Annotated in this window: 15 protein-coding genes; 4 read left to right on the top strand and 11 right to left on the bottom strand. The window is 36.0% G+C overall.

Annotated elements, in window-relative coordinates:
• Position 1: 1 nt before the first annotated feature.
• The 6 genes from E4T88_RS04430 to E4T88_RS04405 all read right to left on the bottom strand — a co-directional run bounded on the left by E4T88_RS04430 (position 2) and on the right by E4T88_RS04405 (position 12,054).
• On the bottom strand, positions 2 to 802 hold the full coding sequence (locus tag E4T88_RS04430) for a sialate O-acetylesterase (protein ID WP_260393668.1): 801 nt from the start codon (positions 800 to 802) through the stop codon (positions 2 to 4).
• 105 nt (positions 803 to 907) lie between these two features.
• Complete coding sequence (locus E4T88_RS04425) at positions 908 to 2,263, bottom strand: glycoside hydrolase family 43 protein (protein WP_135104250.1); 1,356 nt, start codon at positions 2,261 to 2,263, stop codon at positions 908 to 910.
• 20 nt (positions 2,264 to 2,283) lie between these two features.
• Positions 2,284 to 3,585: a glycoside hydrolase family 43 protein gene (locus E4T88_RS04420; RefSeq protein WP_228093757.1), complete on the bottom strand. Its 1,302-nt coding sequence runs from the start codon at positions 3,583 to 3,585 to the stop codon at positions 2,284 to 2,286.
• 41 nt (positions 3,586 to 3,626) lie between these two features.
• Entirely contained in the window at positions 3,627 to 5,567 is a 1,941-nt protein-coding gene (locus E4T88_RS04415; RefSeq protein ID WP_135104248.1) for a glycoside hydrolase family 97 protein, read from the bottom strand.
• Between the two features lie 30 nt (positions 5,568 to 5,597).
• A complete protein-coding gene (locus E4T88_RS04410) occupies positions 5,598 to 8,045 on the bottom strand; it encodes a glycoside hydrolase family 31 protein (protein WP_135104247.1) in 2,448 nt (815 codons plus the stop codon).
• 136 nt (positions 8,046 to 8,181) lie between these two features.
• On the bottom strand, positions 8,182 to 12,054 hold the full coding sequence (locus E4T88_RS04405; RefSeq protein WP_135104246.1) for a hybrid sensor histidine kinase/response regulator transcription factor: 3,873 nt from the start codon (positions 12,052 to 12,054) through the stop codon (positions 8,182 to 8,184).
• Between the two features lie 344 nt (positions 12,055 to 12,398).
• On the opposite strand from E4T88_RS04405, the gene E4T88_RS04400 reads away from it, so the two are divergent.
• Both E4T88_RS04400 and E4T88_RS04395 read left to right on the top strand, forming a co-directional pair.
• The gene (locus tag E4T88_RS04400) at positions 12,399 to 13,466 is read left to right on the top strand and encodes a sensor histidine kinase (RefSeq protein WP_135104245.1); all 1,068 of its coding nucleotides are present in this window, start codon (positions 12,399 to 12,401) and stop codon (positions 13,464 to 13,466) included.
• Positions 13,447 to 14,187, top strand: coding sequence for a LytR/AlgR family response regulator transcription factor (locus E4T88_RS04395; protein WP_135104244.1), 741 nt, complete (start codon positions 13,447 to 13,449; stop codon positions 14,185 to 14,187). The genes E4T88_RS04400 and E4T88_RS04395 overlap by 20 nt, the downstream gene beginning before the upstream one ends.
• Before the next feature lie 6 nt (positions 14,188 to 14,193).
• Here E4T88_RS04395 and E4T88_RS04390 read toward each other — a convergent pair whose 3' ends face one another.
• Complete coding sequence (locus E4T88_RS04390) at positions 14,194 to 15,090, bottom strand: phosphatase PAP2 family protein (RefSeq protein ID WP_228093718.1); 897 nt, start codon at positions 15,088 to 15,090, stop codon at positions 14,194 to 14,196.
• A gap of 228 nt (positions 15,091 to 15,318) precedes the next feature.
• Here E4T88_RS04390 and E4T88_RS04385 point away from each other — a divergent pair, with 228 nt between their 5' ends.
• The gene (locus tag E4T88_RS04385; protein ID WP_135104468.1) at positions 15,319 to 15,906 is read left to right on the top strand and encodes a phosphoglycerate mutase family protein; all 588 of its coding nucleotides are present in this window, start codon (positions 15,319 to 15,321) and stop codon (positions 15,904 to 15,906) included.
• Between the two features lie 143 nt (positions 15,907 to 16,049).
• Here the strand turns inward: E4T88_RS04385 and E4T88_RS04380 are convergent, their stop codons facing one another.
• The 4 genes from E4T88_RS04380 to E4T88_RS04365 form a co-directional block, all read right to left on the bottom strand.
• Positions 16,050 to 18,482: an alpha-L-arabinofuranosidase family protein gene (locus tag E4T88_RS04380; RefSeq protein ID WP_135104243.1), complete on the bottom strand. Its 2,433-nt coding sequence runs from the start codon at positions 18,480 to 18,482 to the stop codon at positions 16,050 to 16,052.
• Positions 18,483 to 18,522: 40 nt separating this feature from the next.
• On the bottom strand, positions 18,523 to 19,479 hold the full coding sequence (locus E4T88_RS04375) for a glycoside hydrolase family 43 protein (protein ID WP_135104242.1): 957 nt from the start codon (positions 19,477 to 19,479) through the stop codon (positions 18,523 to 18,525).
• 128 nt (positions 19,480 to 19,607) lie between these two features.
• The gene (locus tag E4T88_RS04370) at positions 19,608 to 21,578 is read right to left on the bottom strand and encodes an alpha/beta hydrolase-fold protein (RefSeq protein ID WP_135104241.1); all 1,971 of its coding nucleotides are present in this window, start codon (positions 21,576 to 21,578) and stop codon (positions 19,608 to 19,610) included.
• A 104-nt stretch (positions 21,579 to 21,682) separates the two neighbouring features.
• Positions 21,683 to 23,230: a glycoside hydrolase family 43 protein gene (locus tag E4T88_RS04365; RefSeq protein WP_135104240.1), complete on the bottom strand. Its 1,548-nt coding sequence runs from the start codon at positions 23,228 to 23,230 to the stop codon at positions 21,683 to 21,685.
• 786 nt (positions 23,231 to 24,016) lie between these two features.
• Between E4T88_RS04365 and E4T88_RS04360 the strand changes: the two genes are divergently transcribed.
• Entirely contained in the window at positions 24,017 to 26,542 is a 2,526-nt protein-coding gene (locus tag E4T88_RS04360) for a glycosyl hydrolase 115 family protein (RefSeq protein WP_135104239.1), read from the top strand.
• Positions 26,543 to 26,549: the final 7 nt, after the last annotated feature.

Raw genomic sequence — 26,549 nt, 5'->3', positions numbered from 1 at the left:
ATTACTTCTTTAATGAACTTTCTTTATACAATTGCAGCATTTTCTCTGCATATCTAGTTCCTAAAGTTCGATATCCGACAGCACTAAAATGCAATCGGTCTTTAACCCCTTCGCATCCTTTTGAAGAAATGACATGGGCATTCGGTATAACATTGGGTAAAGTATTTATTATTAAATTCATGTTTGCGCATGCGCCATATTGTTCTTCATCTAATAGTTCTCCGGCTAGTAAGGGGATTGAATTCGGCTCAAGATTGAGATCTTTTAGTATATTGTCATATACTTTTCTGACTTTTTCCGGCCAATCAGTTTCTCCGTTATTAGATTCACCTTGATGAAGTAATATTCCTTTAATCACACCACCCTGACTTTGAGTCAGCTTAGCCATTTCTATCAATCGGGCATAAGGATTGCCATCGTATTCATTAACCATGTTTTTGAGCCATTCTGGAGATTGATCTACATAAGATTGAAAATTTTCTTTATCAAAAAGTTCTATTCTACAACCTCCTACTGCAACATTGATTACACCAACCTTCATATCTGACGGAAGATTTGCAACCATCATCCTTCCAAAATAATCAGCCGGACTAAGTCCTGTATGACATCGTGCTAATGGTGGAATAGCTTTATACCAGTTCCCCTTAAAACGTCCCAGTTCAGGACAGTCAACAGTCTGTAACACCATAAAACGACCATCTATATCAATAGTATCTTGCGCTTCAATCTTCGCATGCCCCTCCATGTTGGATTGCCCAAAACATAAAAAAACATGAAACTTTTCCTGAGCTAAAATGGACATATTAAGTGACATAAAAAACAATACAATAAAAAGAATATTTTTTTTCATATAAATGCATATTTAATAGTAAAATCTAAAGATATAATTGACTATAAAAGCATTATATCATTCAGCAAACCTCCAATAATCAAAGTACATGACATCAGTATTCTGAGGCCCTTTGAAAACGAAATATAAATCATGTACACCTGTTATGTTAGGAACATCAATCGAAACCAACTTCCATCTGTCACTGCCGCCGGTACGTGGAACTTTTATTGTACCGAGTAAAGCCCCATCTAGTTTATCTTGACGAATTTCAAATGTAACATTTGCATTATGAGTAGTTCCTATTCGTGCAAAAAACTTAGAAGCTCCTTTGTTTTGGAAATCAACATCTCTAACTTTTATGTATGCCCGATCCTTTTTTGCGGTCACAAAGACTCCAACCTGTTTATTTTGAGATGCCTTTATACCTTCAGACCATGCAATTGTTTCGGCTTCTGTTTTTCGATAAGGATTGAGAGCACCTATTCCTTGCTTAATTCCTTCAGTCATTTTCAATTGAGGGATAGAACCATCTGTATTAAACGTCATTTCCTCGACACAGACAGACCTTGTAAAACCGCTTCCACCGGGCAGTGCTCCACTATGATAGAAAAAGTAAGTTTTCCCTTTAAAATCAATCACTCCGGGATGGTTTGTAAAAGATTTACCTTCTGTAGGCATAACAATACCACCATATTTCCATGGTCCTATAGGGCTTTTACTTGTCGAATATCCTATAAATTCGGGTAAAGGTCCTCCCGGCCAAAATAAATAATAAAGATTATTACGCTTATATAACCATGGTCCTTCCTCATATGAAGTTGGTCTCTCCGGATTATTTTCTCTTTTGCCGAATGATTCTGCAACCATCGGAACACGGACTACATCGCCCGAATAAGAGATCATATCTTCATTTAACTTAACATAGTACAACTTGGGATTTCCCCAGTAAAGATAAGCCTGACCATCATCATCAATGAATACTGTAGGGTCGATATCACCCCATTCTGTTTGTACCAAAGGTTCACCAAGAGCATCATAAAAAGGACCATACGGACTATCAGCCACTGCAACACCTATTGCCCCCCTATTATTTATTCCGGATATAACAGGTACATACATATAAAATTTCCCATCACGCTCGATACATTGAGGAGCCCAAGCATCACCTTTAGCCCATTCGAAGTCTGTATATTTCAGAATTACACCATGATCTGTCCAGTTAACCATGTCATCTGTAGAATACAACTTCCAATCATTCATTGTAAACCATGTAGAGTTATCCTCATCATGAGTTGTATAAACATATAATCTGTCATTATACACCATTGGAGCCGGATCGGCTGTATACATCGTTTGTATGATCGGATTCTGTGATTGCAATAATGTTGGCATAAATATTGCCAACATTATTAAGTATATTTTCTCTTTCATATTTTTTTCGGATTCTAATTTCATTTAAATTCCCAATAATCAAGGAAGAACAAGTTATTTTTCTGAGAGGTGCTTCTAAAACAAAAATAAAGGTCATGAACCCCCTTAGCTCCATTTACTGCACACGACATCAACTTAAACCTGTCCATTGCACCCGAACGAGTTACTTCTAATGTGCCGATCAAAGGGCCACTGGTACTATCTAGGCGAATATCGATATAACCACCATTTACATTACATGCTGCAAGCACTGAAAATTCTTTTGCTCCTTTACCAAAATCAACTCCACGAATACACAATGATTCATTATCATCTATTCCGGTAAGACAAATTCTGCCATCAGGCATTTTTTCCGTTTTCAAACCATATCCCCAAGCCATAGTTTCGGCTTCTACTCTGCGATACGGATTAAATAATTCAATTTGCTCTAATACATTCTCTGTCCAATATGGAACTTCCTGAATAGTTCCATCCGCATTATAATGCATTTTTGCTGCCATAGACGACCTCCTCTCATGATGTTTGAAGGTTTCGAGGTGCATTAAATCGTAACTCAACCCAAACACATAAGAACTACCCTTATAATCAATTACACCAGGGTGGTTTCCTCTTGTACGCTGAGTTGGTTTCATTATGTATCCTTTAGTTGTCCACGGGCCTGTAGGTTTGTCGCTCATGGCATACCCTAACCCTTCGGGACAACAAGTAGCGGCAAAAGCCATATAATAATGTCCATTTCGTTTATATACCCATGGTCCTTCCTGATAATGCTCAGGATTCTTATCTAATTTCACAATATTTCCAGAATAAGAAATCATATCTTCATTCAGCTTCACATAATAAACATTCGGGTTCCCCCAATACATATATGCCTGTCCATCATCGTCTATAAGAACTGTGGGATCTATATCCTCCCAATGTTCTTTTTGCCAGACAAGTGGTTTGTTTATAGGATCTTTAAATGGCCCATAAGGAGAATCAGAGACTAAAACGCCAATACCTTGCCCATGTATCGGACAATACATATAGAATTTACCGTTTCGTTCAACAACTTGTTGAGCCCAAGCTCCATTATCCTTTGTAACCCAACTAAAACTTTTTAATGATGCAACAGTCCCATGATCTGTCCAGTTTACCATATCCGTAGAGGTATAAAGCAACCAGTCGAGCATTTTAAATCCCTGAGAATCGTCCTCGTCATGGGTGGTATAAAGGAATACGGTATCGTTATATACCATTGGAGCCGGATCGGCCGTATATCTTGTCTGTATAAGTGGGTTCTGTGCTTTAATTTGTGATAAATTAATAACAAAAAGACACATAAAACAGCTTAAAAGAGTTAATCTTATATTCATAATTTATTTTAATAAGTTAATACAAATCCTCCCTGAGACAAAATAGATATTTCTACATCTCCATTCTGTTTCACTTCTATTTCCTTCAAATAGGTTTCTCTGTTTTTATCATCATTATACATTTTAATCTTCTTACCGGCATACATAGGCAAGTTTAATTTTAACTTCTGAGTTTCCTTCAAGGCATTTACTCCGGCAACATACCATTGGTCATTATTACGGCGGGCAATCACAGCATATTTCCCCGGATATCCGTCAATATATAATGTCTGATCCCAAGTTGTGGGTATTTTTTTCATAAAATCAAGAATGAAGCCTTGTGTATCTGTAAGGTTATTAGGTGTGAGAGCAAACATTTGAACAGCATTCTGATATAAAATACCTGTTGCCAGCTGAAAAGCATCGGTCGTCAATCGTTTTTGTCCTTGCTTGTTCCCTTTATTCAGGAATTTATTCAAGAATACACCACCAAACTCCATAGATCCTACCGTATTGCGAATAAACGGATGCAGCGTCGAAAAGAATGCCTCATTTTCTCGTATACCTTCCGAAAACACAAGCATTTCAGACGCCAATACAGCCTCGCTACCCACATAGTTCGGATACATACGTTCCCAACCACGAGGAAGAGTACATCCATGGAAAATAATCATCAGTCCATAATCGTTAGCATCTGAAAGAATATCTTCATACAAGCGCATCGTCTCTTGCTTATCACCACCGAAAAAGTCAACTTTCAGTCCTTTAACCCCAATCTTCTTTAGCCATTTCATTTCTTCTTTACGTGAAATAGATGTATTCATCTTATTTCTTGGTCCTTGAGGAGCATCATTAAAACCTCCATTAGAATTATACCACAAAAACACATCTACATTTTTTGATTTCGCATATTTTATCAACTCTTCAATTTTTGTATAGCCGATATTTACATCCCATAATGCATCCACCAAAATATATTCGTATCCCATTTCGGAAGCTAAATCAATATATTTTACCTGATCATCCCAATTCATACTATTATCTTGCCATACAATCCAACTCCAAGTTGCCCGACCATATTTATATGATTGACTTGCTTGGTATAGAGGGTCAACAACATCGAATGGAATAGTAGTTTCTACAATAGGTTTGAGAGTTTCTCCTACAGTTATCGTACGCCAAGGTGTAATACCGGGCAAACCAACTTGAGCACCTGTGCTGCCAAATCCGTTATTTTGCCTTTTATCCGGAAATGCTACTGTGTATAAGCCTTCTTGCGTACCATCACTTAAATGTGATGCGCAATACAAACTGTTGACTCCTGTTTCTGAAACAAGAACCCAGCCGGCATCATTTATACGAAATAGACCGGGAAAAACATATCCTTGATTTTCGTGAGTTGGTTTTCCTACTTGTTCATCGTTGGTATAACCACTTTCGTAACTCGGTGAAGTACGAGCAAAGGCTTGCATCGGACTCATCATATATGACAAAAAGGTTGTAGTCGATTGAGGAAATTTGAAACCTGTAGCTTCCTTTTCTATAACACAAGCCTTTCTTTCACCCCATTCCGGAAGTTCGTAACGGAAAGCAATGTTATTGTTACTAACCTGAAACAGGATAGATACTTGATTCCCTTTTGAATTCTGAAATGTGCATATCAAAGAATTTGCATTATAATGGATCTCTGATTGCTTTATCTTATCTTGTGTATATTTTTTATCTACTGCTCCCTCTTTTTTTGAAATATATTCGAGTCCTTTACTAAAGTCACCTTCATTTGTAATAATACCTAATGGAGACTTCTCGAGCATAGTCTTATTTTTATACTCAACGGCATACATAGGAATACCATTATCAAGGAAAATATTTACCGATAATAGTCCATCAGGGCTAGTCACTGTTGCTTTCTGACTATATGCCTGAAACATAAAAAAGGCTATAAAAACTAAACAAACAATTCTTTTCATTTTTTCTTTTATTCTATATTTAAGTATATATCAAAATTTTATTTCTAACTTATTACCATCGTATTCAACTGTCTTTTGGGTAGCATCCTGAAGAATTATTGTGAATTTTCGACTAAGTAACATCCCTTTATAAGATCCTTTTCTATCTCCGATAATTAAGGTACGGGAAGCATTATTCCATGTAATAGGAATCTCAGTATATTCTCCCTTTTCATAATTATAATTGTCAAATTCATCTTCGTAAAGAACAAATGACCCGTTAGCACCTGTATATACACGTAGTTGCAAGTGATCCCATTGTTTCTCTGTAGCATATTGTACTTTTGGTCCAAATGGAATAATACTTCCGGCTTTAATAAATAATGGAGTATTATCGATAGATGTTTCCAGCTCTATTCTTTGTCCGCCTTTATATTGTTGATTAGTCCAGAAATCATACCAAGTAGTTCCTGCCGGGAGATATACCTGAGTACGCTTCTTCGCTGTAAAATCAACAACCATATTGCCATCCGCATCTTTTGCTTGATCTCTGTTCCATCCTTCTTCTTCATTTACCTTTACAATCTTTTCGGGTGTGTATTGTGCTTTCACGATAGGAGCTACAAGGATTGACTTGCCAAACATAAACTCGTCATTAAGGTCTAACGCTTTAGGATCATTCGGAAAGTCCATCACTAAAGCTCGCATAAAGCTAGACTGCTTATTGGTTACTTCCCATGAAGTAGAGTAAATATATGGTAAAAGGGCATAGCGCAGATTAATCGTTTTTTCAATGGCATCATAAATAGACTCTCCTTTTGTTCCAAAATGATAAATTTCCCTTGGCGTATCTGTTCCGTGGGAACGCATCATCGGATTGAAAGCCCCAAATTGTAACCAACGAACATACAATTCCTGAAACATTGGATTACGAGTTGCACTGCCGTCATTCCACGTTTTATTATAAGCACCGGCAAAGAAACCTCCGATATCGCTATTCCAATGAGGCAACCCACAAATAGAAAAGTTAAGACCAGCCGGAACCTGATTGCGTAAAGATTCCCAAGATGAACTAACATCCCCTGACCAAACGTTAGCTCCATATCTTTGCTGACCGGCAAAACCAGAACGGGTAAGTATGAATACACGTTTATTCGAAGAGGTAGCTCGCTGATGGTCATAAACACCGCCTACTGTCATCAATGGAAATGCATTACGCACTTTTCGAAACGAACCGAGATAAGTTTTGGTATCCATATCTTCGGGTTTCCAATCTAAGTGGTCGGGTTCGGTAGAATCCATCCACCATCCATCTATTCCGTATTTAAAAAGACCGCTATTTAAATATTTCCAATAGATATCTCGCGCTTTAGGACTATACGCATCATATACACGCACACCCGATGGATAATCCATATTTGGAGGCCAAGTATCCATACCGGACTGAGGCCATGTTGTAAAATTGAATAGTAATCCGTTTTTGTCGAGTTCTCTGTAAGGCTTTGTTGCAGGACCGAATGACGACCAAATGGAAATAATCATATGAGCATTCATCGAATGAATATCATCAACCATTTTTTGAGGATCGTTAAATAGTGGGTTTTGAAAGTCCATCGCATTCCACAGATAATTATGTCCCCAGTATTGCCAATCTTGAATAATTCCATCAAGAGGAACTCCCAAGTCTCTATATTTTTTTACAACACCAACTGTTTCATCCTGACTTTTGTATCGTTCTTTACTTTGCCAAAAACCGTATGTCCATAACGGAAACATAGGTACTTGCCCTGTAAGTTCGCGCATTTGAGCAATTACTCCATCCGAATTTCCGCCATACATAAAGTAATAATCAACACAGTCTCCTACCTCAGAGGTGAAAGAAGTCTCTTCTTGATCATCCTTAAATGTAGTTGGAGAATAATTGTCCCAAAATACACCATAGCCTTTATTTGATTGGAAAAATGTTACAACATTCTCCACATTTCCCTGAATTAAATATTTGGTTAAATTTCGTTGCTTCATTTTTCCATTTTGCAGCTGCCCTAAACCATAAATCGATTCATCCTTTTCAAGAGCAAATTTTTGAGAGACCGAAAACGTTTTCTCTCCGGCATCATCAAAATCCGTAAATACAGGCTTGCCTTTTTCTTTTAGCAAAAGTTTATTCTGCGCATTGTAAAAAAACATTTGCCCCGATTTTAAATTCAGAGTAACATGCATCGATGGAGTCTTTAATATAAGAATATCTCCCTTTTGTCTTTTTTCTATATTTACAGCACGATTATTATCGATAACCGAAAGGCTTTCCTTTTTGTATTGATGATTTTGTGGAGATTTTAGAATTCTTACACAAGATGGGGTGTAAAAGCGAAGCTCTATATCTATGTCACCTATGGTAGTTCGAATGCCGGATTGTGCATCCTTATAATTTTGAGCTATTGACTGTGAAGTATAGCCACATGTTAGAAATAGAAGTAAAAAAATGAGACTGGGTTTCATTGTATATTAGATTTCATTAACAAATATGATTTAACAAAACTAATATATGAACTCCCTTTTTCATGTTTGATTTCAGATAAAAAACCTTACATTTTAGACAAATCAGCCTGTTTATTTCTAATTATATGTAGTGTTATTATATTTCTGTGGGAGATTTTCCAAAATATTTTTTGAATGCTGTGCTAAAATAATTATTACTTGAAAAGCCACAGATATCACTTACTTCCGAAATAGTATATTGGTGCGTTTTCAATAATTCCAAGGCATGATTAAACCTTATTGATCTGATGAAATCGATAGGTGATTGTCCTGTAAGTGCCTTCAGTTTCTGATATAGAAGAGAAGAGCTGATGTGCATTTCTGAAGCAAACTCTTCTTTCCCAAATTGAGTATTTGACATATTTTCATGAACGATACTCAATGCTTTTTTTATAAACTTATCATTCAACTCATTTAGGAAAATATCTTGCTCTGCATCAGATTGACTAATTAGCTTTAGAGCTTTATCCCGGACTATAATTCTGTTCTTTAAGATTGTACTGATTCGATAATTAAGAATACGGATATCAAAAGGCTTTGTTATATAATCATCTGCTCCAAGGTGCAGACCTTCAATCAGGTTCTCTTTTTCGGCTAAAGATGTTAAAAGTATAACAGGTATATGAGATGTTTCGAATGTCGATTTTACTAATTTACACAATTCCAACCCATTCATTTCAGGCATTAGAATATCAGAAAGAATCAAATCAAAAGATTTGGATTGAATAATAGCCCACGCTTCACCCCCATTACTTGCCGTTGTAACATTGTATTGATCTCTAAAAGAACAAACTAAAAAATTCTGAAGATCTATATTATCCTCCACAAGCAATATCGACATTTGTTTATCTTGAATATTTTTCTGATCTATATCTTTATAAAGCGAAATGTCATCGCTGAATTCTGTATTATTTTTTATTTCAGACAAAGCTGGTCTAGACATTGCTTCCTCAACGTGTTTATAAGGAACAACTATTTTAAAGCTAGAGCCTTCATTTTCTTTACTTTCGAAAAGAACATTGCCTTCATGCATGAGTATATAACTTTTCACAAGTAATAGCCCAATACCCGAGCCAACTATTTTGGAATTTATATTATTATCTCCTCTGTAAAATTCTCTAAATAATTTACCTTTTGCATTTTCGGATATTCCTAGTCCGTAATCTTTAACCTCTAAAATCCATTGTTTAGGCTCACATGTTAAAATTATATCGACTTGGGTATCATCGTGCGAATACTTTATTGCATTGGAAATAAGATTATCTACTACTTTTTCTATTTTCATATCATCCAATGCAGTATTATATGAATTTTGATTTGAAGAGAAGTTTAATTTTATATTTCTCTTTCTTGACATTTCTTCAAACATCAAACATCGCTGAGATATTAATGCTACAATATCTGTCATCATCAAAAAAACCTGTCCTTTTCCAATATCTACTTTTTGGAAATCCAGCAATTGTGTGGCAACAGAGAGCAAACGTTTCGATTGACTTTGTGCTAAAAACAGGTAATATTTGGATTTTTCGGACATCATTTGATCTTTCTCGAGTTCTTCAATCGGAGAATTTATCAATGTTACTGAAGTTCGGATATCATGTGCAATATTGGTAAAGAATCGTATCTTATCTCTGGCATGCTTTTGTTTTAACCTATTGGAATATGACCTTAGAAGGTAAGCTATAATTCCTATTATAATTATAAGAAGAATAAGGCGAAACCACCATGTTTGCCAAAATGGAGGGGTTACATTTATAAACAACGAATGTTCGTCAAGCTGATTGCCAGAACTATCGAACATTCGTATTTTCAAATTGTAATTTCCTTTCTGGAGATTTGTATATGTTAGAATGGATAAATCACTTGGATTACTCCAGTCTGAATCAAATTCTTCTAATTTCCATGAGAATTTATATCCACTTAAAGAGCTGCTTAATGGTAATAATTCGATTGTAAAATTATTTTGGTCATACCTCAATGTTAACTCAGCTCTTTTATTGATTGGTATATCACTCAATAAATCCTTATTTTGTCGTATAGATTTTCCTGATATAATTATATCCTGAATAAATATCTTCCCTTTAGTTTCATTATTATATAATAAATCAGGATTAAAAATAACCGCTCCTTTATTTGTACCCCAGATCAAGTTTCCATTTTTCGGTCTGTATTTCGAATTTGTATTAAATGATACTGTTTTTAATGATAATGATGATGGGTACTCATATACCGATTTATCTTTTATGCTGAATCTACATAAACCACTTTCGGTTCCAAGCCATAGAGCGTCATTATCTAACATAATACTATTTACGTAGTTCGATGTCAATCCTGATTCGAGAGTATATTTCTTTGAGTTTCTTGTTTTATAGTTGAAGTAAACCAATCCATTACCTGAAGTCCCCAGCCAGATATCATCCCCATTAATAAGAATATCCTGTACAAGACAATCATTTAAGAGCAAGTCTTTATTACCTGTATTTTTATTCATAGATATTAATCCATAATCACAAGCCAAAAGAAGTTTATCGGACGACAACTCTGCAAAAGCATACATGGATTGACGATCAAAAATACGAAAACGCTTTTCTTTCTCTTTATAACAAATAATATTGCCGGTCCCCCCAATCCAAATATTACCTTGAGAATCTTTAAATATGTCGGATATAAATTTACCGGAAAAGCCATTTTCTTCTTTCTCTTGAAAATAATGATTCAGTTCTCTTCCTGTATCACCATCAAGAACATATACTCCGGACGAATAACTTCCTGCCCAAATATTCCCATCATTATCTTCACATAAGGCTAAAAAGACTTTAGCCTGTTCTTGTTTATTATCGTAAAATGCATCCCATTTATTTGATTTTGGATTCCATCTATTTACGCCATTATTCGTAGCAAACCATATATTACCTTTTTTATCTTCAATTACCTTATTTACATGATTATTTATTAGCGAGTTTGGGTTATTAATTTGATGGGTAATTTGGTTTACAGGGAAAATTTTTTGTTCAAAGAATGATAGACCTCCGGTATAAGTTGCTACCCAGATACGTTCATTATCATCACAGAATATATCATATACACCATCTCCATGAAGCGAGAAAAAGTCGTTAACATCTTCTTTATAGATATTCAATACTTTATCTCCATTTTCGCTCAACTCCCATAATCCCTGACCATCAATACCAATAAGAAGTGATGAGTTTGTATTTTTTTTTATCGACAATATAGGTTGTCTGGGTAATTTATTTGCTTCTTTATTCAACAATTGACGATTACTAAGATCATAAGACCAAAGCCCATTCGAAATTGTTCCTATCCAAAGTTTATTTGTTTTCACATGGTATAAAAATGAGGAAACTTCCAATTCGTTATCTCGACTATACTTATATATATATTCCAGTTTATCTGTATCCGTATGAAAAATAGCCATTCCTTCAGGAGTAGCCAAGAACAAGCTATTTGAAGTATACTTGCTTATGAAAACAATCTCTAGATCGTGTTTTAATTTCAATTGATGATTCTCATACTTGTACAAACCATTAGAGGTGCCAATCCAAATACTTTTATTTTTATCTACTACAGCTCTTTTTGTTGCAATATATTCGTTATTCAATAATCGCTTCAAGTCGACCAATAAATCAAACCGATCATATAGAGGATCGTATTTAAATATCTGACTATTATTTGTGTAAGCTATTAATGTAGAGTCCGAATAATCGAGTCTTGTAAAGTAAATATCGGTAGATTTATGAGGTAATTGATATTTTCTGCAATTATTAGAAGATATCCTTAATATGCCCGTTTTGGAGGCACCCCAAATAAATCCATTATCGTCTTTAGTTATAGAATATACTTCACGAATGGATGTACCGTAAACATCATTTATATTATAAAATCGGATATCAGCAGCAAGTGCACTAATTGTAAATATAAAAAAAAGAAGTAAAAGTAAAATATTCTTCATGATATATGATGTCCATTCATTAAAGCTATAATAGGCATAGTACTTTCTTTGCCTTGTATATAATTTCTGGGATAGAAAGAGTTAAAGATATCAGCTTTAAGATTATAACAAAAGTCTAAAACAGATAACAAATATAATTGAATAAAGCCATAAAAAAAAGAAATACAAAGAATAGAACTCTACTGATTACACATAAAAAACACTGAGATAATAAATCTTTATATTTGATAGAATGATAGAGAGAATATCAGATGTAATTAATACGATAGCATTTATTGACCAATAGTCTAATTCCTGTGATTTGTGGACATTTACTGTTGAGTATTATCTATTAACTTTGTCAAATGAAAAAGTATCAATTAAAAAGCTTCAACAGTGTATTCTTCCTGCTATGGATTATTATTGCAGGTATCATATGGGCTGTAGATGATTCTAATTATCCATTTTTATTTCAAAAAATATTATCGGCGATTGCTCTTTTGGGAACTTTAATTGTTACTACACACCTTTTGTGCAATCGTATATTATCAGGAGCAATCCTAAAAAACAGAATGCCTCTAATAGTCATCTGGATTTTCCTAATGGCTATTAGTCAATCCATTCTGTTGTCGTTATTTTTAGAGGGATTCTACTTATTGGAATCACATGGAATATTGCCATTATCTGAAAATTCAGAAAATAAAGAGCTCTTTTTAGCAGAAGTATTTGGTTTTTTACCATTGACTATTCTGGTTAATCTTGGTTTTGGTGGGCTAAAGTTTTATTTTGAGCATGCTAAGCTCTATGAGCAACATCTTATATTACAAAAAGAACATCTGGAAACTCAACTTCAATCCTTGCAAGCTCAGATCAATCCGCACTTTATGTTTAATGTACTAAATCACATACATATCCTGATACAAAAAGATTCAGATTTGGCTTCTTCGTTGCTCATAAAATATTCAGACATTCTTCGCTATCAACTCTATGGCTCTGATAAAGAGAGTGTGAATATAGAAGATGAAATCCGATTTATGAAAGGCTACATAGAAGTTGAGAGGTATCGTTGGGAAAACACCTTGAATTTTAACGCCAACTGGCAATTAGAAAACCCTAAGATGCAAGTACCACCACTACTACTTATTCCGTTTATAGAAAATGCTTTTAAACATGTTTCACGGTCAAAGTCACACAAAGGATATATAAGCATCAATCTGAACCAAAACAATAAAGAATTAACTTTTGAGGTTGAGAATTCAAAATCATCTATAAAACGAACAACAGCTTTCAATTCGGGAATAGGACTGGATAATGTAAAAAAACGTCTCAACCTTTTGTACCCGAATAAACATAGTCTCATAATCAGTGAAACTGAAAATGTTTATCATTCAAAACTTATAATAAACCTCAGCAATGATGGAGAATCTAAATAATATACGACTGAGATGCTTAATTATTGACGATGAACCGGGCGCAATAGAAGGAATCAAACTTTATATTGGCAAATTAGATTTTCTAGAAATTGTAGATACCTGCTTCTCTGCTATCGATGCAGCCAGCATACTCAAAGAAAAGGAAATTGACTTGATGTTCCTTGACATTAACATGCCGGATCTCACAGGGCTTGAATTTCTCGAATCGTTGGAAACTGCACCTTTAACTATTCTTACAACAGCATACTCTGAATATGCTTTGGAAGGTTATCGTTTCAATGTTATCGACTATTTGTTGAAACCTATTGCTTTTCAACGCTTTTTTCAAGCTGCACAAAAAGCGAAAAACACTTATACTTCGCAGTTACTTTTCAAACAAAATTTGGAAAATAATGACAATGATATTTATATTAAGCAAGGCGATTCATTTATACGTATTGTATGGGCAGATATACGGTATATAGAGTCTATGCAAAATTATGTAAAAATTCACCTATCGGATAAAATTCATATCGTACATCAGACAATGGCTGCTACTGAGGAGATGCTACCTAGAGAATCATTCTTCAGAATCCACAAGTCTTTTCTTGTAAATATATCACATATCGACAGTATAAAAGGAGGTAGAATTTATGTAAAAGACAAAGAACTGCCTCTCTCAAAATACCGTCGCGGTGATTTATTTAAAGTAGTTATCAATAAAAAACTCTTTGGTAAGTAACCTTTATCAGAAGGTATAAGATACTCCTATGCTATACTGTTTTTGGGAAATAATAGGAACAATAGCCAGGTTCTTATTAACATCTTCAATTCCAAACATTTTCTTAATATGAGGTAGCAACAGATAAGCTGCTTCTGCACTCAAAATACCAATCCCTGCTCCTGCCACTACATCGCTCACCCAATGTTTATTATTCATCACGCGCAAAACTCCTGTTGCAGTAGCAACGGCATAACCACTAACAGCCAGCCACCAATTAGAATCCTTATACTCTTTGAATAGAATATGTGCATTAACAAATGCGGTGGCTGCATGTCCTGAGGGGAAAGATTGCCTGTTTGAACCGCTTGGACGCATCACTTTAGTGGTATGCTTCAATGTCTGTACCGTCGCACACATCAAGAGGTTCGATGTTGCCATTAGAATTGTACGATCCCTGAGGTTGTCTTTTGCTTTTATTCCCATCAAATCAAAAGCATATACACCTACTGCTGGAGCAAACTGAATATAATCATCTGCCGGGATACGCTTGGTTACATGCTTTATTGAAGATAATTGAGCTTCTTTATCTAATTTCTGCAAAGGCTTGACATATTGAGCAGCAATACCATAAGAGATCAACAACGATGGAGCGATCAGATTCGCATAAGGAATCCTTATTTTAGGCTGGTTATTAATCTCAAATTTCAAATCGGCTAGTTTCAAATCTATATTATCTTCTTCTAACAATACGGGAGTAAGTATTGGCTGTAAAAATAGAGAATCAGCCTTCCCCTCCATATCAATTTGCTTGTTAAGTAGATGTTTATGCAATATCAATGTATCATTTTTTATTTCGGTCTGCCCCTTAAGAATTAAATAGAAGAAAATCAAAAGAATAGAAATAGAAACTCTTTTAGTCATATCAATACTTTAATAGTTTACAAACACAAATTTCTTGAGCTTTAAGGGGCTTTTCAAAAAGGATTGACAAGTGGACATTAGGTGTTGACCTATGGACTAAATAATATATCAAGTAGATGTTTGAATGTTAAAGGAGAAGAAGGTAAAAATAAGAGAAAAAGGGTCGTTATACCCCATTTTAATATTTTGAATATCTTTGTTTTCGAAATACGTAATAGAAATCGAATGATGGATAAAATTTTAGCATTATCTACACAAAATCAGCAAAGAGCTTGGGAAATTATTAAGGATACTAACGTAATAAATATATGGAAATCTATAGGAGCAACAATCAATCTGATTGGCTCTTTAAAGCTGGGACTTATGATGAAGCACTGCGATATCGATTTTCATATATACACATCTCCATTCTCGTTAACTGATAGTTTTGCAACTATGGCTCAACTAGCTGAGCATCCTTCTATAAAACGAATAGAATATAGTAACCTTTTAAAGGAAGAGGATGCTTGCCTCGAATGGCATGCATGGTATGAAGATAGGGATGGAAAAATGTGGCACATTGATATGATTCATATCGTCAAAAATTCACGCTTTGATGGATATTTTGAAGATGTTACGAATCGTATTGCTAGCGTATTGACCGAAGAAATAAAAAATACTATTCTACGTTTGAAGTACGAAACGCCTGACGATCAAAAAATAATGGGAGTTGAGTATTATCAGGCTGTAATTGAAGGAGGTGTGAGAACATTTCAAGACTTTATCCAATGGCGTAAGGAGAATCCGGCTACAGGTATAATAGAATGGAAACCCTAATTTTAGACATCAAAGAGTCTCATTTAAGCCCATAAAAGACTATTAGAAAACGAATAAACATAGAGTAAATAAGCATAACAAAAACGAAGGCATCTCAATGTGAGATGCCTTTGCTTTTATAAAGATTTTTATTTTCGCAATTTTTACTTTTTAGTTGTCAGGCGTAATACTGTCAACGAATTACCGGGGAATGAACGTGTAAGCTTTTTCCCAGAAAATTTGAAATTTTCACTCTTAGGCGAAACTTTTGTGGGTTCGTCCAATGTGTTTTCATCAAAGGGACTAGCTGACGTCAATACTATAGCCTCCCCATTTCCTGTAAGCAAATCAGTACCCTTCAAGTCAATCTCAGTTTTTACACTTTTACCCGTAACATTCACGATTTTCAAAATAATATCGCCTGTTTTATCATCACGTGAAGCACTTGAGCAGAGACCTTTTACTTTCAGACTTTCATCAGCAGAGACTTCCTGTATAAGTTTACCGTCCAGATATGCTTTTACCGAAGTGCCGCGAAGCTCTATCTTCACGTCATACCAACGACCGGGTTCTACATTATAAGGCATACTTTCCGTTATCAAACCGACCTCTAACATGTTCACAGAGTTCGTAAATCCACCTAAATCCCACCGGGTACGCTCTCCTCTATTCTTATTGTGGAAATAAATTTGAAATCCATTTTCGCCCTCTATTTTACGAGCTTTCACTTTTATAGTGTAATCGGTCCAGAGGGTATCTCCCATATAAATAGTGGTATTAGGAGAAATTGCAGATTGTTTCAATACACCATTGGTTGCAGACCATTCACTGCTAGGTGTATGTTTCCATGTTTCATCTATTTTATTAAAATCTGGTTTGAATAGTACTTTACCATTCGGTGCTGTTACCTCCAAATCTTTGAACTCTGCCGAATTCAACCAAGTTCCCAATCCAATACAACCGCTCGAACGAGGCATCTCAACATTCGGGGCATAGTCTATATTAACGGGCAAATTTACTGTCCCTTGATTGGTTGCGAACATCTGCTGAACATAATAGCTTGGAATACCGAACCAGCGATTATTATCAAAATTGATCAGGTTTACAGGCCATGCTTTATGCTTGGCATGACAAAAAAGTGGCGCATAAGCTGCCATAACCACGATATCAGAATTGCGTTCCATACCCGTCATCCAAGCTGCTTCACCGATAGCTCCTCTTAGATTACCATTACCTGTACCACTTGTTACAGCATACTCTCCCACAAATATTTTAGAGCCATTGCGATCATAACTGTCATATTTATTCGAATTCCAGATAAACCAATCAGGATTGCTATAATAATGCTCATCCACGATTTGTGGTTTTGGATTTTTGGGATGTCCTCCAGCCCATTCGTTAGCGATTAAAAGAATATCAGGGTATTTATCATGAATAGCCTTCACAAAGAGTTCCCAGCGTTCAGCATAAGGAGCCATTCCATTTTCATTCCCTATCTCTAAATATTTCAAGTTGAATGGTTCGGGATGCCCGTTTTTGGCACGAATACTCCCCCATACAGAAGTGACAGGACCATTTGCATATTCAATCGCATCCAAAGCATCTTGTATCCATTGTCCCATCTGATCCATTGGAACCACCTCGCGGTGCGAAATACCGGCATTAATGCAAAATAAAGGTTCAGCGCCAAGATCTTCGGATAATTGTAAATATTCATGATACCCCAGGCTGTGTGTAGCATTATATCCCCAGATATTCCACAATGGTGTACGGGTATCTATATTACCTATAGTCTTTTTCCAGTTGTTCATATGGGCTAAATCTTCTCCTTCTACCCAACAGCCTCCTGGAAAACGAAGAAAGGTAGGTTTTAAAGCGTTGATTGATTCAGCCAGGTCGATACGTAATCCACTGTTCTTCCACGTTTTCTCAGGAATCAATGAAACCATATCCAGAAATAATTTACCATTTCCACTACCTGAAATCTCAAGCCGGGCATTAGAGTCTCCTGCCGATGCTGTAAGTACGAGAGGATAATATTTCCATTCTGAGGTGATACCATTTATTTCACCTGAAGCAAGAATATTTCCCTCTGCACTCACAATCTTTACTTGCAATGGCGTTTTTAGTCCGCCAACAGCGCAGGCAGCCAATTTGAACAAATATCGTTCACCACGAGCAACATGAATCCCCCAATAACCGTTATTTTCTAATTTGAAGGAGCCATCAAAATCGATAAGAAGTGACTTACGATTGTAAGGGTTTAACGGGGGCACGGGTGGACTCGAATGAACATTGGCCTTAATGATACTAGCTGTTGATTTTTTTTGAGCCCCAATAAACTTCCAGTACTGTAATGTATCGGCATCTTCAAACGAACGGTTGCGAATCAGTTCTGCATACAACCCACCATCAGCCGACAAGTTTATATCTTCGAAAAATATACCGAACAAAGTAGGCGAAATTGCATGTCCCGGTGTTCCGACATCAACAGTTATTTTAGCTGTCGAAGATTTCTGAGCATAAAGTTGCAAAAACGAAACAGATAAAGTTAGGCTCAAAAAGAGACAAGCTTTTCTAATTATTTTTGTTGTCATAATTCTAAATTATTATAATTTCAGTTCTTGATATACTTTATCAAACGGGCTTTACACCTTCTTTTGTTTGTACAACTTTCTGAATCGTCCCATCCGGATTAAAATATAAATAATCTACACAAATAGAACGGCGATAGCTTCCTCCGGTAGGAAGAGCCCCGTTGTGATAAAAGAAATAAGTATTGCCTTTAAAGTCAAGAATTCCGGGATGAGTCGTAAAACTATTGGGTACATTATCTTGTATTATTCCTTTATATTCCCATGGTCCTTCAGGACTATTCGACATACAGTATTCGATCATCTCGGGTTTTGTACCTGCTCCTGCATAGATTAAATAATACATTCCATTTCTCTTGTAAAGCCACGGACCTTCAATATATCCTTCCGGCTTGAAAGCTGTGATCTCACTATCAAGCTCAATCATATTTTCCTTCAGTTTAGCCCATTTGCAACTGCCGTTTCCCCAATAGAGATAAGCTTGTCCATCATCATCTACAAATACAGAGGGATCAATATCATCCCATCCATGTTTCATATCTGTAGTCATTTCATTTACCACTAGGGCTTTCCCTTTCGCATCCTTGAATGGTCCTATAGGACTATCAGAAACAGCGACACCTATTGCTGCGCCACCTTTAGAGTTTTCGTCACTTTTATGAAAGGTTGATACATACCAATAGAATTTACCATTACGTTCAACACACTGTGCAGCATAAGCATCACCTGTAGCCCACGAAAATGTTGAAGGCGAAAGACATGGTCCATGATCCTTCCAATTTACCATATCGGTAGACGAAAAAACATACCAGTCGGGCATTTTATAATTTGTATCTTGTTCGGTTGCACCATCGTGTCCGGCATAAAGATATACTGTGCCATCGTGTACCAAAGGTGCAGGGTCGGCTGTAAACATGTGAGTGATAATTGGGTTTTGAGCATTAGTAGCTATCGCCAATGGCAAAACACCCAAGAAAAAAATCAAAGCTTTCTTTTTCATTAGATTTTATATTTTGTTGTTCCTTTAACAATTGTTTTTCACGTATATGATACTTGTCAATTATATTCATTTCTTACAATTCAATCTTTAGACTATTATTATTTTCGTATAACAATCTAATTATATCGTTACTTAAATAGCAACTCAGCAAATTGATTCAATGATCTTCTCCATGTCAACCATTCGTGGGATGTTCCCGGCGATTCGTAATAAACATGTTTAATTCCTGCTTTCTCGAATTCTTTATGAAAGTTATTTACAGTTTGATACATATTTGTCGGCTCGGCAGTTCCAATACTTAAATATATCAATTTCACTTTTTTGTTGAATGCATCAACGTCAGACCAAACATTATTATACATTTTAGAAAAATCAGCGCCTTGTTCTATTATTCCGCCTCCGCTAAATCCGCCTACATAAGCAAATTTATCCAAATTTGTCATAGCAATCTGGAATGACTGAAACCCTCCCATCGATAAGCCTGCCATAGCTCGATGATCACGATCCGGAATAGTACGAAATTCTTTATCTACCAAAGGGATAATCTCGTTAATAAAAACTTTTTCCAATGCGCTGTTCTGAAATAAACCTCTAAGCCCCTGAGGTGAATTAGCTGAAGATGCCGACGGATCTATAGCATAGCCGTTATCCATAACTACGATCATCGGCTTAGCTTTACCTTCTGCTATCAGATTATCCATAATTGCATCCATTTTGCCTTGGTTAGGCCATCCTGTTTCGTCTTCGCCTCCACCATGCTGTAAATAAAGTACGGGATATCTTTGCGAAGTATTAGTATCATATCCTGCCGGCGTATATACAAATGCTCTACGCCATGCTTTGGTCACATCTGAAAAGTAACGAATCTGCCTTATTTGTCCGTGAGGTACATTCTTTAGGTTATAGTAATCCACACCTTTCTCGGGTATTTCAATCCCACTTGCCATACGGCCCATACCATAAAAAGTGCGACTTGCAGGATCACAAACAGCAACACCGTCAATAAGGATAGAGTAATAATGAAATCCTTCGACAATAGGTTCGGTAGTAATTGCCCATGAACCTTCTTCTTCTCTAACCATGTCATATTTCTTTCCTAAATCCACTTGCACTATTTTAGCATCAGGTGCTTTTATCCGAAATAGCACTCTGTTTCCAGATAATATCTGAGGATATTGAGCCCCGGGAACATTTGTTGATGCAGGGATACCGCCCTCTGCTTCTTCAGGAATATAGCTGTATTGTTCGATAAGATCAGCAGTCACAGGTTTAAACAGCAATTGGGAGAACATATACAAGTTTTGCTTCCAAATATTGAAATCGTGATATCCATTCGGTATAACCTGATAAACATGAGGAACTTGATTTTTAGCTAAGTAGTCATGAGTACGCTTACTGAAGTTAAGTAATCCGTCTTTGTCTCCACAAGAGATCCAAAGGAGTTTCAATTTTTTCTTTGCTTCATCCGGATTTGGGACTAACACTTCTGGGGCTTTAGTGTTTGGCGCAGAAGAAAAACCTCCTACCCATGCAAATGTATCAAGATTCCCGAGGCCAAAATTCAAAGATTGTCCGCCCCCCATCGATAAGCCGGCAAGCCCTCGATTTTCCTGATTTTTCAAGACAGGATAAGTTTTCTGGATAAAAGGAATAAGGTCATTTAACAAATCTTTCTCGAAAGTAGCAAATGCCTCTACTTTTGGTGCCTCCATAATATTTCCAATAGCACGATCATCTTTCATAGCACGTCCGTTGGGCAATACGACAATCATGGGTACTACTTTCTTATCAGCATACAAATTATCAAGAATTACTTGAGGCTGTCCATGGCTAAGCCACTCTTTTTCATCGCCTCCAATACCGTGCAACAAATACAATACAGGGTATTGTTTGTTTTTAGAGTATCCGGGAGGAGTATAAACAAGAGCTTTTCTATTAGTATCTACGGTCTTAGAATAATAAGTTACCGTATCTATTTGTCCATGAGATATTCCTGTACGGGGTACATCGTATCCATTCGGCGCACTTTTATAATTTTGACTGATAGCCCCGACAGTCAGTCCCCAAATAAATAAATGTAAAAAGAAAAATTTTTTCATACTATATGATTTAGATTAAGTACATCAACTTATGCATAGAATAAAAACACTACGGTTAGGATTTATTTCACCTTAGAAACTATTTTAGCCCTTGTATATTCATATTATTCGCTTTTAGCATATTCAAAATAGTCAACATCAACATACCCTCCGGCAGCTTTAGTGGCATAATTGTATATTGCAAAACGGTTGCCCATAAAATGTTTCAGGTTATAAATCATATGAAATTCGGTGCCTAATTGTATCCAATTTTCTTTATCAACACTATAGAAAAAATTAGCATTATCGGTATTGAAATCACAATCCATACGTAAATATATCTTTTCAACGGACAGATCAACTCTAGCTTTTTCTTGATCTCGGTCTGTCATAACAAGGTACTTTTTATTCCCTTCCATTACCACGGATATTAATCCCGGTTCTGCACAATATGCTCCGAGCCCTGCAATATCTCCATCTTTCATATTCGAAATATCCATAGAAATAATACCACTACATTTTGGACCTTCTGTTCTTTGTGATAAAATATTACGAGCTTCAAATATAGTTTCAACTACTTTACCTGTTTTCAATCTCATGTATCCCGGACGTTCTGATAGAGACCATAGATTATTATCAGGATTATGGTTCCATTGCCAGTTTAGAGCTAATTTATCAGTATCGAAATTGTCGCTTATAACTAACGGTGTTGCATTAAATCCTTGTATAGGTTTTTCCATTACTTTAGGCACTTTCCCCTCTTCATTACCTAGTATTGGCCAACCATCTTCCCAACGGCAAGGCATCAATACCGGTACACGTCCTACAGCCCCTCTGTCTTGGAATAAGAAGCCATACCAATCTCCATCTTCTGTATCAACAATACAACCTTGTGCAACACCTGCACCCGGTCTATCCATAAAGTCTGACAGGATTACTTTTGACTCATAAGGTCCTCCGATCTGGTCTGAACGAAAGCATAATTGTGTACGAATGCCCCCCTGAGGCCACCAGATTAAAAACATATAATATTTATCGTTGTATTTACATAGATGAGTGCCTTCTAACAAATTGGGGAAGCCATCTTCTTTTCCTTTGATCACAACGGCATCAAGTCCATCAGGTTTAACATCCGAAAGATCGCTCTTCAATTCTGTTATGCGAATCTGACCGCTACCATACGCCAGATACACTTTACCATCATCGTCGAACAAAAGTGATGCATCATGAAAAGTTCTATCAAATTCACTTATTTTTTCCCACTTGCCTGTAGGATCTTCTGTCTCATAAATATATGTTCTCTGAGGTCTGTTCGTAGCAAACAGAACATAAAATTTTCCATTATGATATCGAAGAGATGATGCCCATTGTCCTTGCCCATATACGTTGCCACCTTCTAGATCATATAAAGGGCTATCTTTAATTTCATCAAAGAGGTAACTTATAATTTCCCAATTAACAAGATCTTTAGATCGCATAATAGGAGCTCCGGGCATTAAATGCATAGTAGTACTAACCATATAGTAGTCACTCCCAACTCTGATTATATCCATATCGGGAACATCTGCATATATTACAGGATTTGTAAACTTATCTTTTTTGACTGAAGGTGTGTTTTTACACCCAGCCAAAGCTGATATAAATAAGGATAATACTAAAATAATATTTTTCATATGGTAAATATTTAGATTATTTATTTTTCATATTTAGAATAAGGATTGTGATAATTCACGTTGGTACAGACCAAACCCATGGCATACTACAAAATTAAAACAAGCTAAGAGAAACAGAGACTATTGTTGTATACTATTACCCAAGTAAATGTCTTATCTATATTGCATGTGTTGCATATCCTTTTGCTTTTGTTGCACACAAGGCGCACAACCATTTATCCACAAGAGTAATTAAGAACTCATTTCTAATTAGATATACCTATAAAAAAAAGAAAATAGCCAAAATACGATTATTATCACCACTCCAGAAGTAACAGACAGATGGAAATTTCATTATATCTATAGCAAAAGCTGAAATAGAACAAACTCCATCAGTTTTTTCTAAAAACATACAATTAACGCACGGACTATTTACCGATATTAATATTTTTCTCGATTTCAACTTCCTAAATTTCAATTAACACTAAAGAGATCCACCGGAAAACAATACAATAAAAAAACTGCAAAATTCAAAAAGAAAAGATGATTAACAGCTAATCTAAAAGTTAGAATTTAAGACAGTTTTAATTCTAAAATTAAACAATAAGACAAAAACGAAAGGATATGCAACACATGCAATATAGATAAGACATTTACTTGGGTAATAGTATACAACAATAGTCTCTGTTTCTCTTAGCTTGTTTTAATTTTGTTTAATACATATCGTACATAATCTTAGACTAAAATTGACCGGTTTTATGCCGGTATGATGATAAAACTATCGATACTGAAAATCTATCATATATCATGAATAATATAAAGTACATTCTATTAACGCTCTGCTTATTCCCTTTGATTTTATTTGCTCAAGCAGATCAATTTGTTTCATTCTCTGACAAAGACAAAGAGGACGTCTTTACTCTGGTAAAACCTTTTGTTGCCACACCTATATTGATCGATAACAATATAGACTCCGGAATACTGAAAGCAATAACGAACTTATCTGTGGACATAGATAAAGTGACAGGAGTATCTCCTATATTGAAAGTAGATAAAGTGTCTGCCGAAGAAACTGTATTGTTGATAGGCACTATAGGCAAGAGCAAATACATTGATGATTTGGTAAAAAACAAAAAGATCAATGCCTCAGAATTGCAAGGGAAATATGAGAAATATTTGATTCAAACGGTACAAAATCCTTTCGAAGGAGTAAAGGAGGCCTTAGTTATAGCTGGTAGCGATAAACGAGGTACCATATATGGTATATACGAACTGTCTAAACAAATAGGAGTTTCTCCTTGGTATTATTGGGCAGATGTTCCAATAAAAAAACAACAGTATATATATATAAAGAGAGGAAAATATACAGAAGGAGAACCTGCTGTAAGATACAGAGGCATATTTCTGAATGATGAAGCACCTGCCCTTAGTGGTTGGGCTAATGCAACATTTGGCGGATTTAATTGCAAATTTTACGAGAAAGTTTTTGAGCTAATCCTTCGCCTGAAAGGCAATTTCCTCTGGCCGGCCATGTGGGGAAGCGCATTCTATGACGACGATCCTCAAAACGGAGTTTTAGCAAACGAAATGGGGATTGTCATGAGTACATCTCACCACGAACCCATGGCTATGGCACAATCCGACTGGCATCGTTATGTAAAAAGAAATAACTTACCAAACATTTGGGACTATACTAAAAACACAAAAGCGCTACAAGAATCTTGGAGGTTCGGAATGAAGCGAGCTAAAGACTGGGAAAAAGTAGTAACAGTGGGCATGCGAGGCGATGGAGACGAAGCAATGAGCGAAGATACAAACATAGCTTTGCTCGAAAAAATAGTAAAGGATCAACGAAAGATAATAAGCGAAGTTACAGGAAAGAAACCGGAGGAAACACCTCAGGTTTGGGCGCTGTATAAAGAGGTGCAAGATTATTACGATCAGGGGATGCGAGTACCTGATGATGTCACACTTCTCTTCTGTGACGACAACTGGGGAAATGTACGAAAACTTCCCGAAATCAATTCGAAACCGCATAAAGGAGGATATGGAATGTACTATCACTTCGATTATGTAGGCGCTCCCCGAAACTCGAAGTGGATCAACATAAATCCGATACAACGTGTCTGGGAACAGATGAATCTTACTTACACACATGGAGTAGATCGTATATGGGTTGTTAATGTAGGGGATCTTAAACCAATGGAGTATCCAATCAGTTTCTTCCTCGATATGGCATGGAATCCCAGCCAATTTAATCCGCATAACCTTTTGGATCATACAGAAAAGTGGTGCGAACAGCAATTCGGAAGTACATACGCAAAAGAAGCGGCACGATTGATTAATCTTTACTCAAAATACAATAGACGTGTTACTCCTGAATTATTAAATGATAAGACTTACAGCCTTGAAAATTATAACGAATTTGAGACTGTAATGAACGATTATCGCAATCTGGTAATCGATGCTATGCGTTTATATTACCTCATGCCGAGTGAATATAAAGATGCATTCGATCAGCTGGTATTGTTCCCAATCAATGCATGTTCCAATCTTTATGAAATGTATTATGCTCAAGCAAAGAATAAATTGTATGCAGCTAAAAAAGATGTACAGGCTAATTATTGGGCCGATAAAGTAAAAGATTGTTTTAAGAGGGATTCATTACTGACTGTCCATTACAATCAGACTATAGCCGGAGGTAAATGGCCGCATATGATGGATCAGGTACGTATAGGATATAGAAGCTGGAACAATCCACCTAAAAGCATTATGCCTAAGGTAGAATACATAATGCAGACAACAGACTACAAGAACAAAGTTTTTGTTGAGAAAAACGGATATGTTTCTATTGAAGCGGGCAATTACAGTCGCTTGAATAATTCCGACAAGATACATTGGGATATAATACCGGATATGGGGAAGACAAAATCAGCCATGGCGACTTTCCCTCAAAATATCTATCCAAAAGAAAATGATAATATCTATCTCGAGTATGACATTGATTTCGAATCGACAGGAGACTTTAATGTACATCTATTACTTTCTCCGACATTGAACTTCAATGCGAATAAAGGGCTTCGTTATGCAATCTCATTTGATGGTAGGAATGAACAAATCGTAAATTTCAACGGGCATTACAAAGGCGAGCTTGGTCTATGGCAGGCAGAAGCTATAATTAAATCGACCACAAAGCATACGATAACAGAAAAGGGAAAACACACTCTTCGATTCCGCGTATTAGAACCGGGAATTGTTCTACAAAAAATATTAATAGATACTGGAGGTCTGAAACCGTCGTACTTAGGTGCACCTGAAAGCGAATTGAAATAAAGTTTAA

The organism is Dysgonomonas mossii, assembly GCF_004569505.1.
Classification (GTDB): domain Bacteria; phylum Bacteroidota; class Bacteroidia; order Bacteroidales; family Dysgonomonadaceae; genus Dysgonomonas.
The sequence above is the reverse complement of the archived record's forward strand: the minus strand, read 5'-3'. Positions and strand labels throughout refer to the sequence as shown.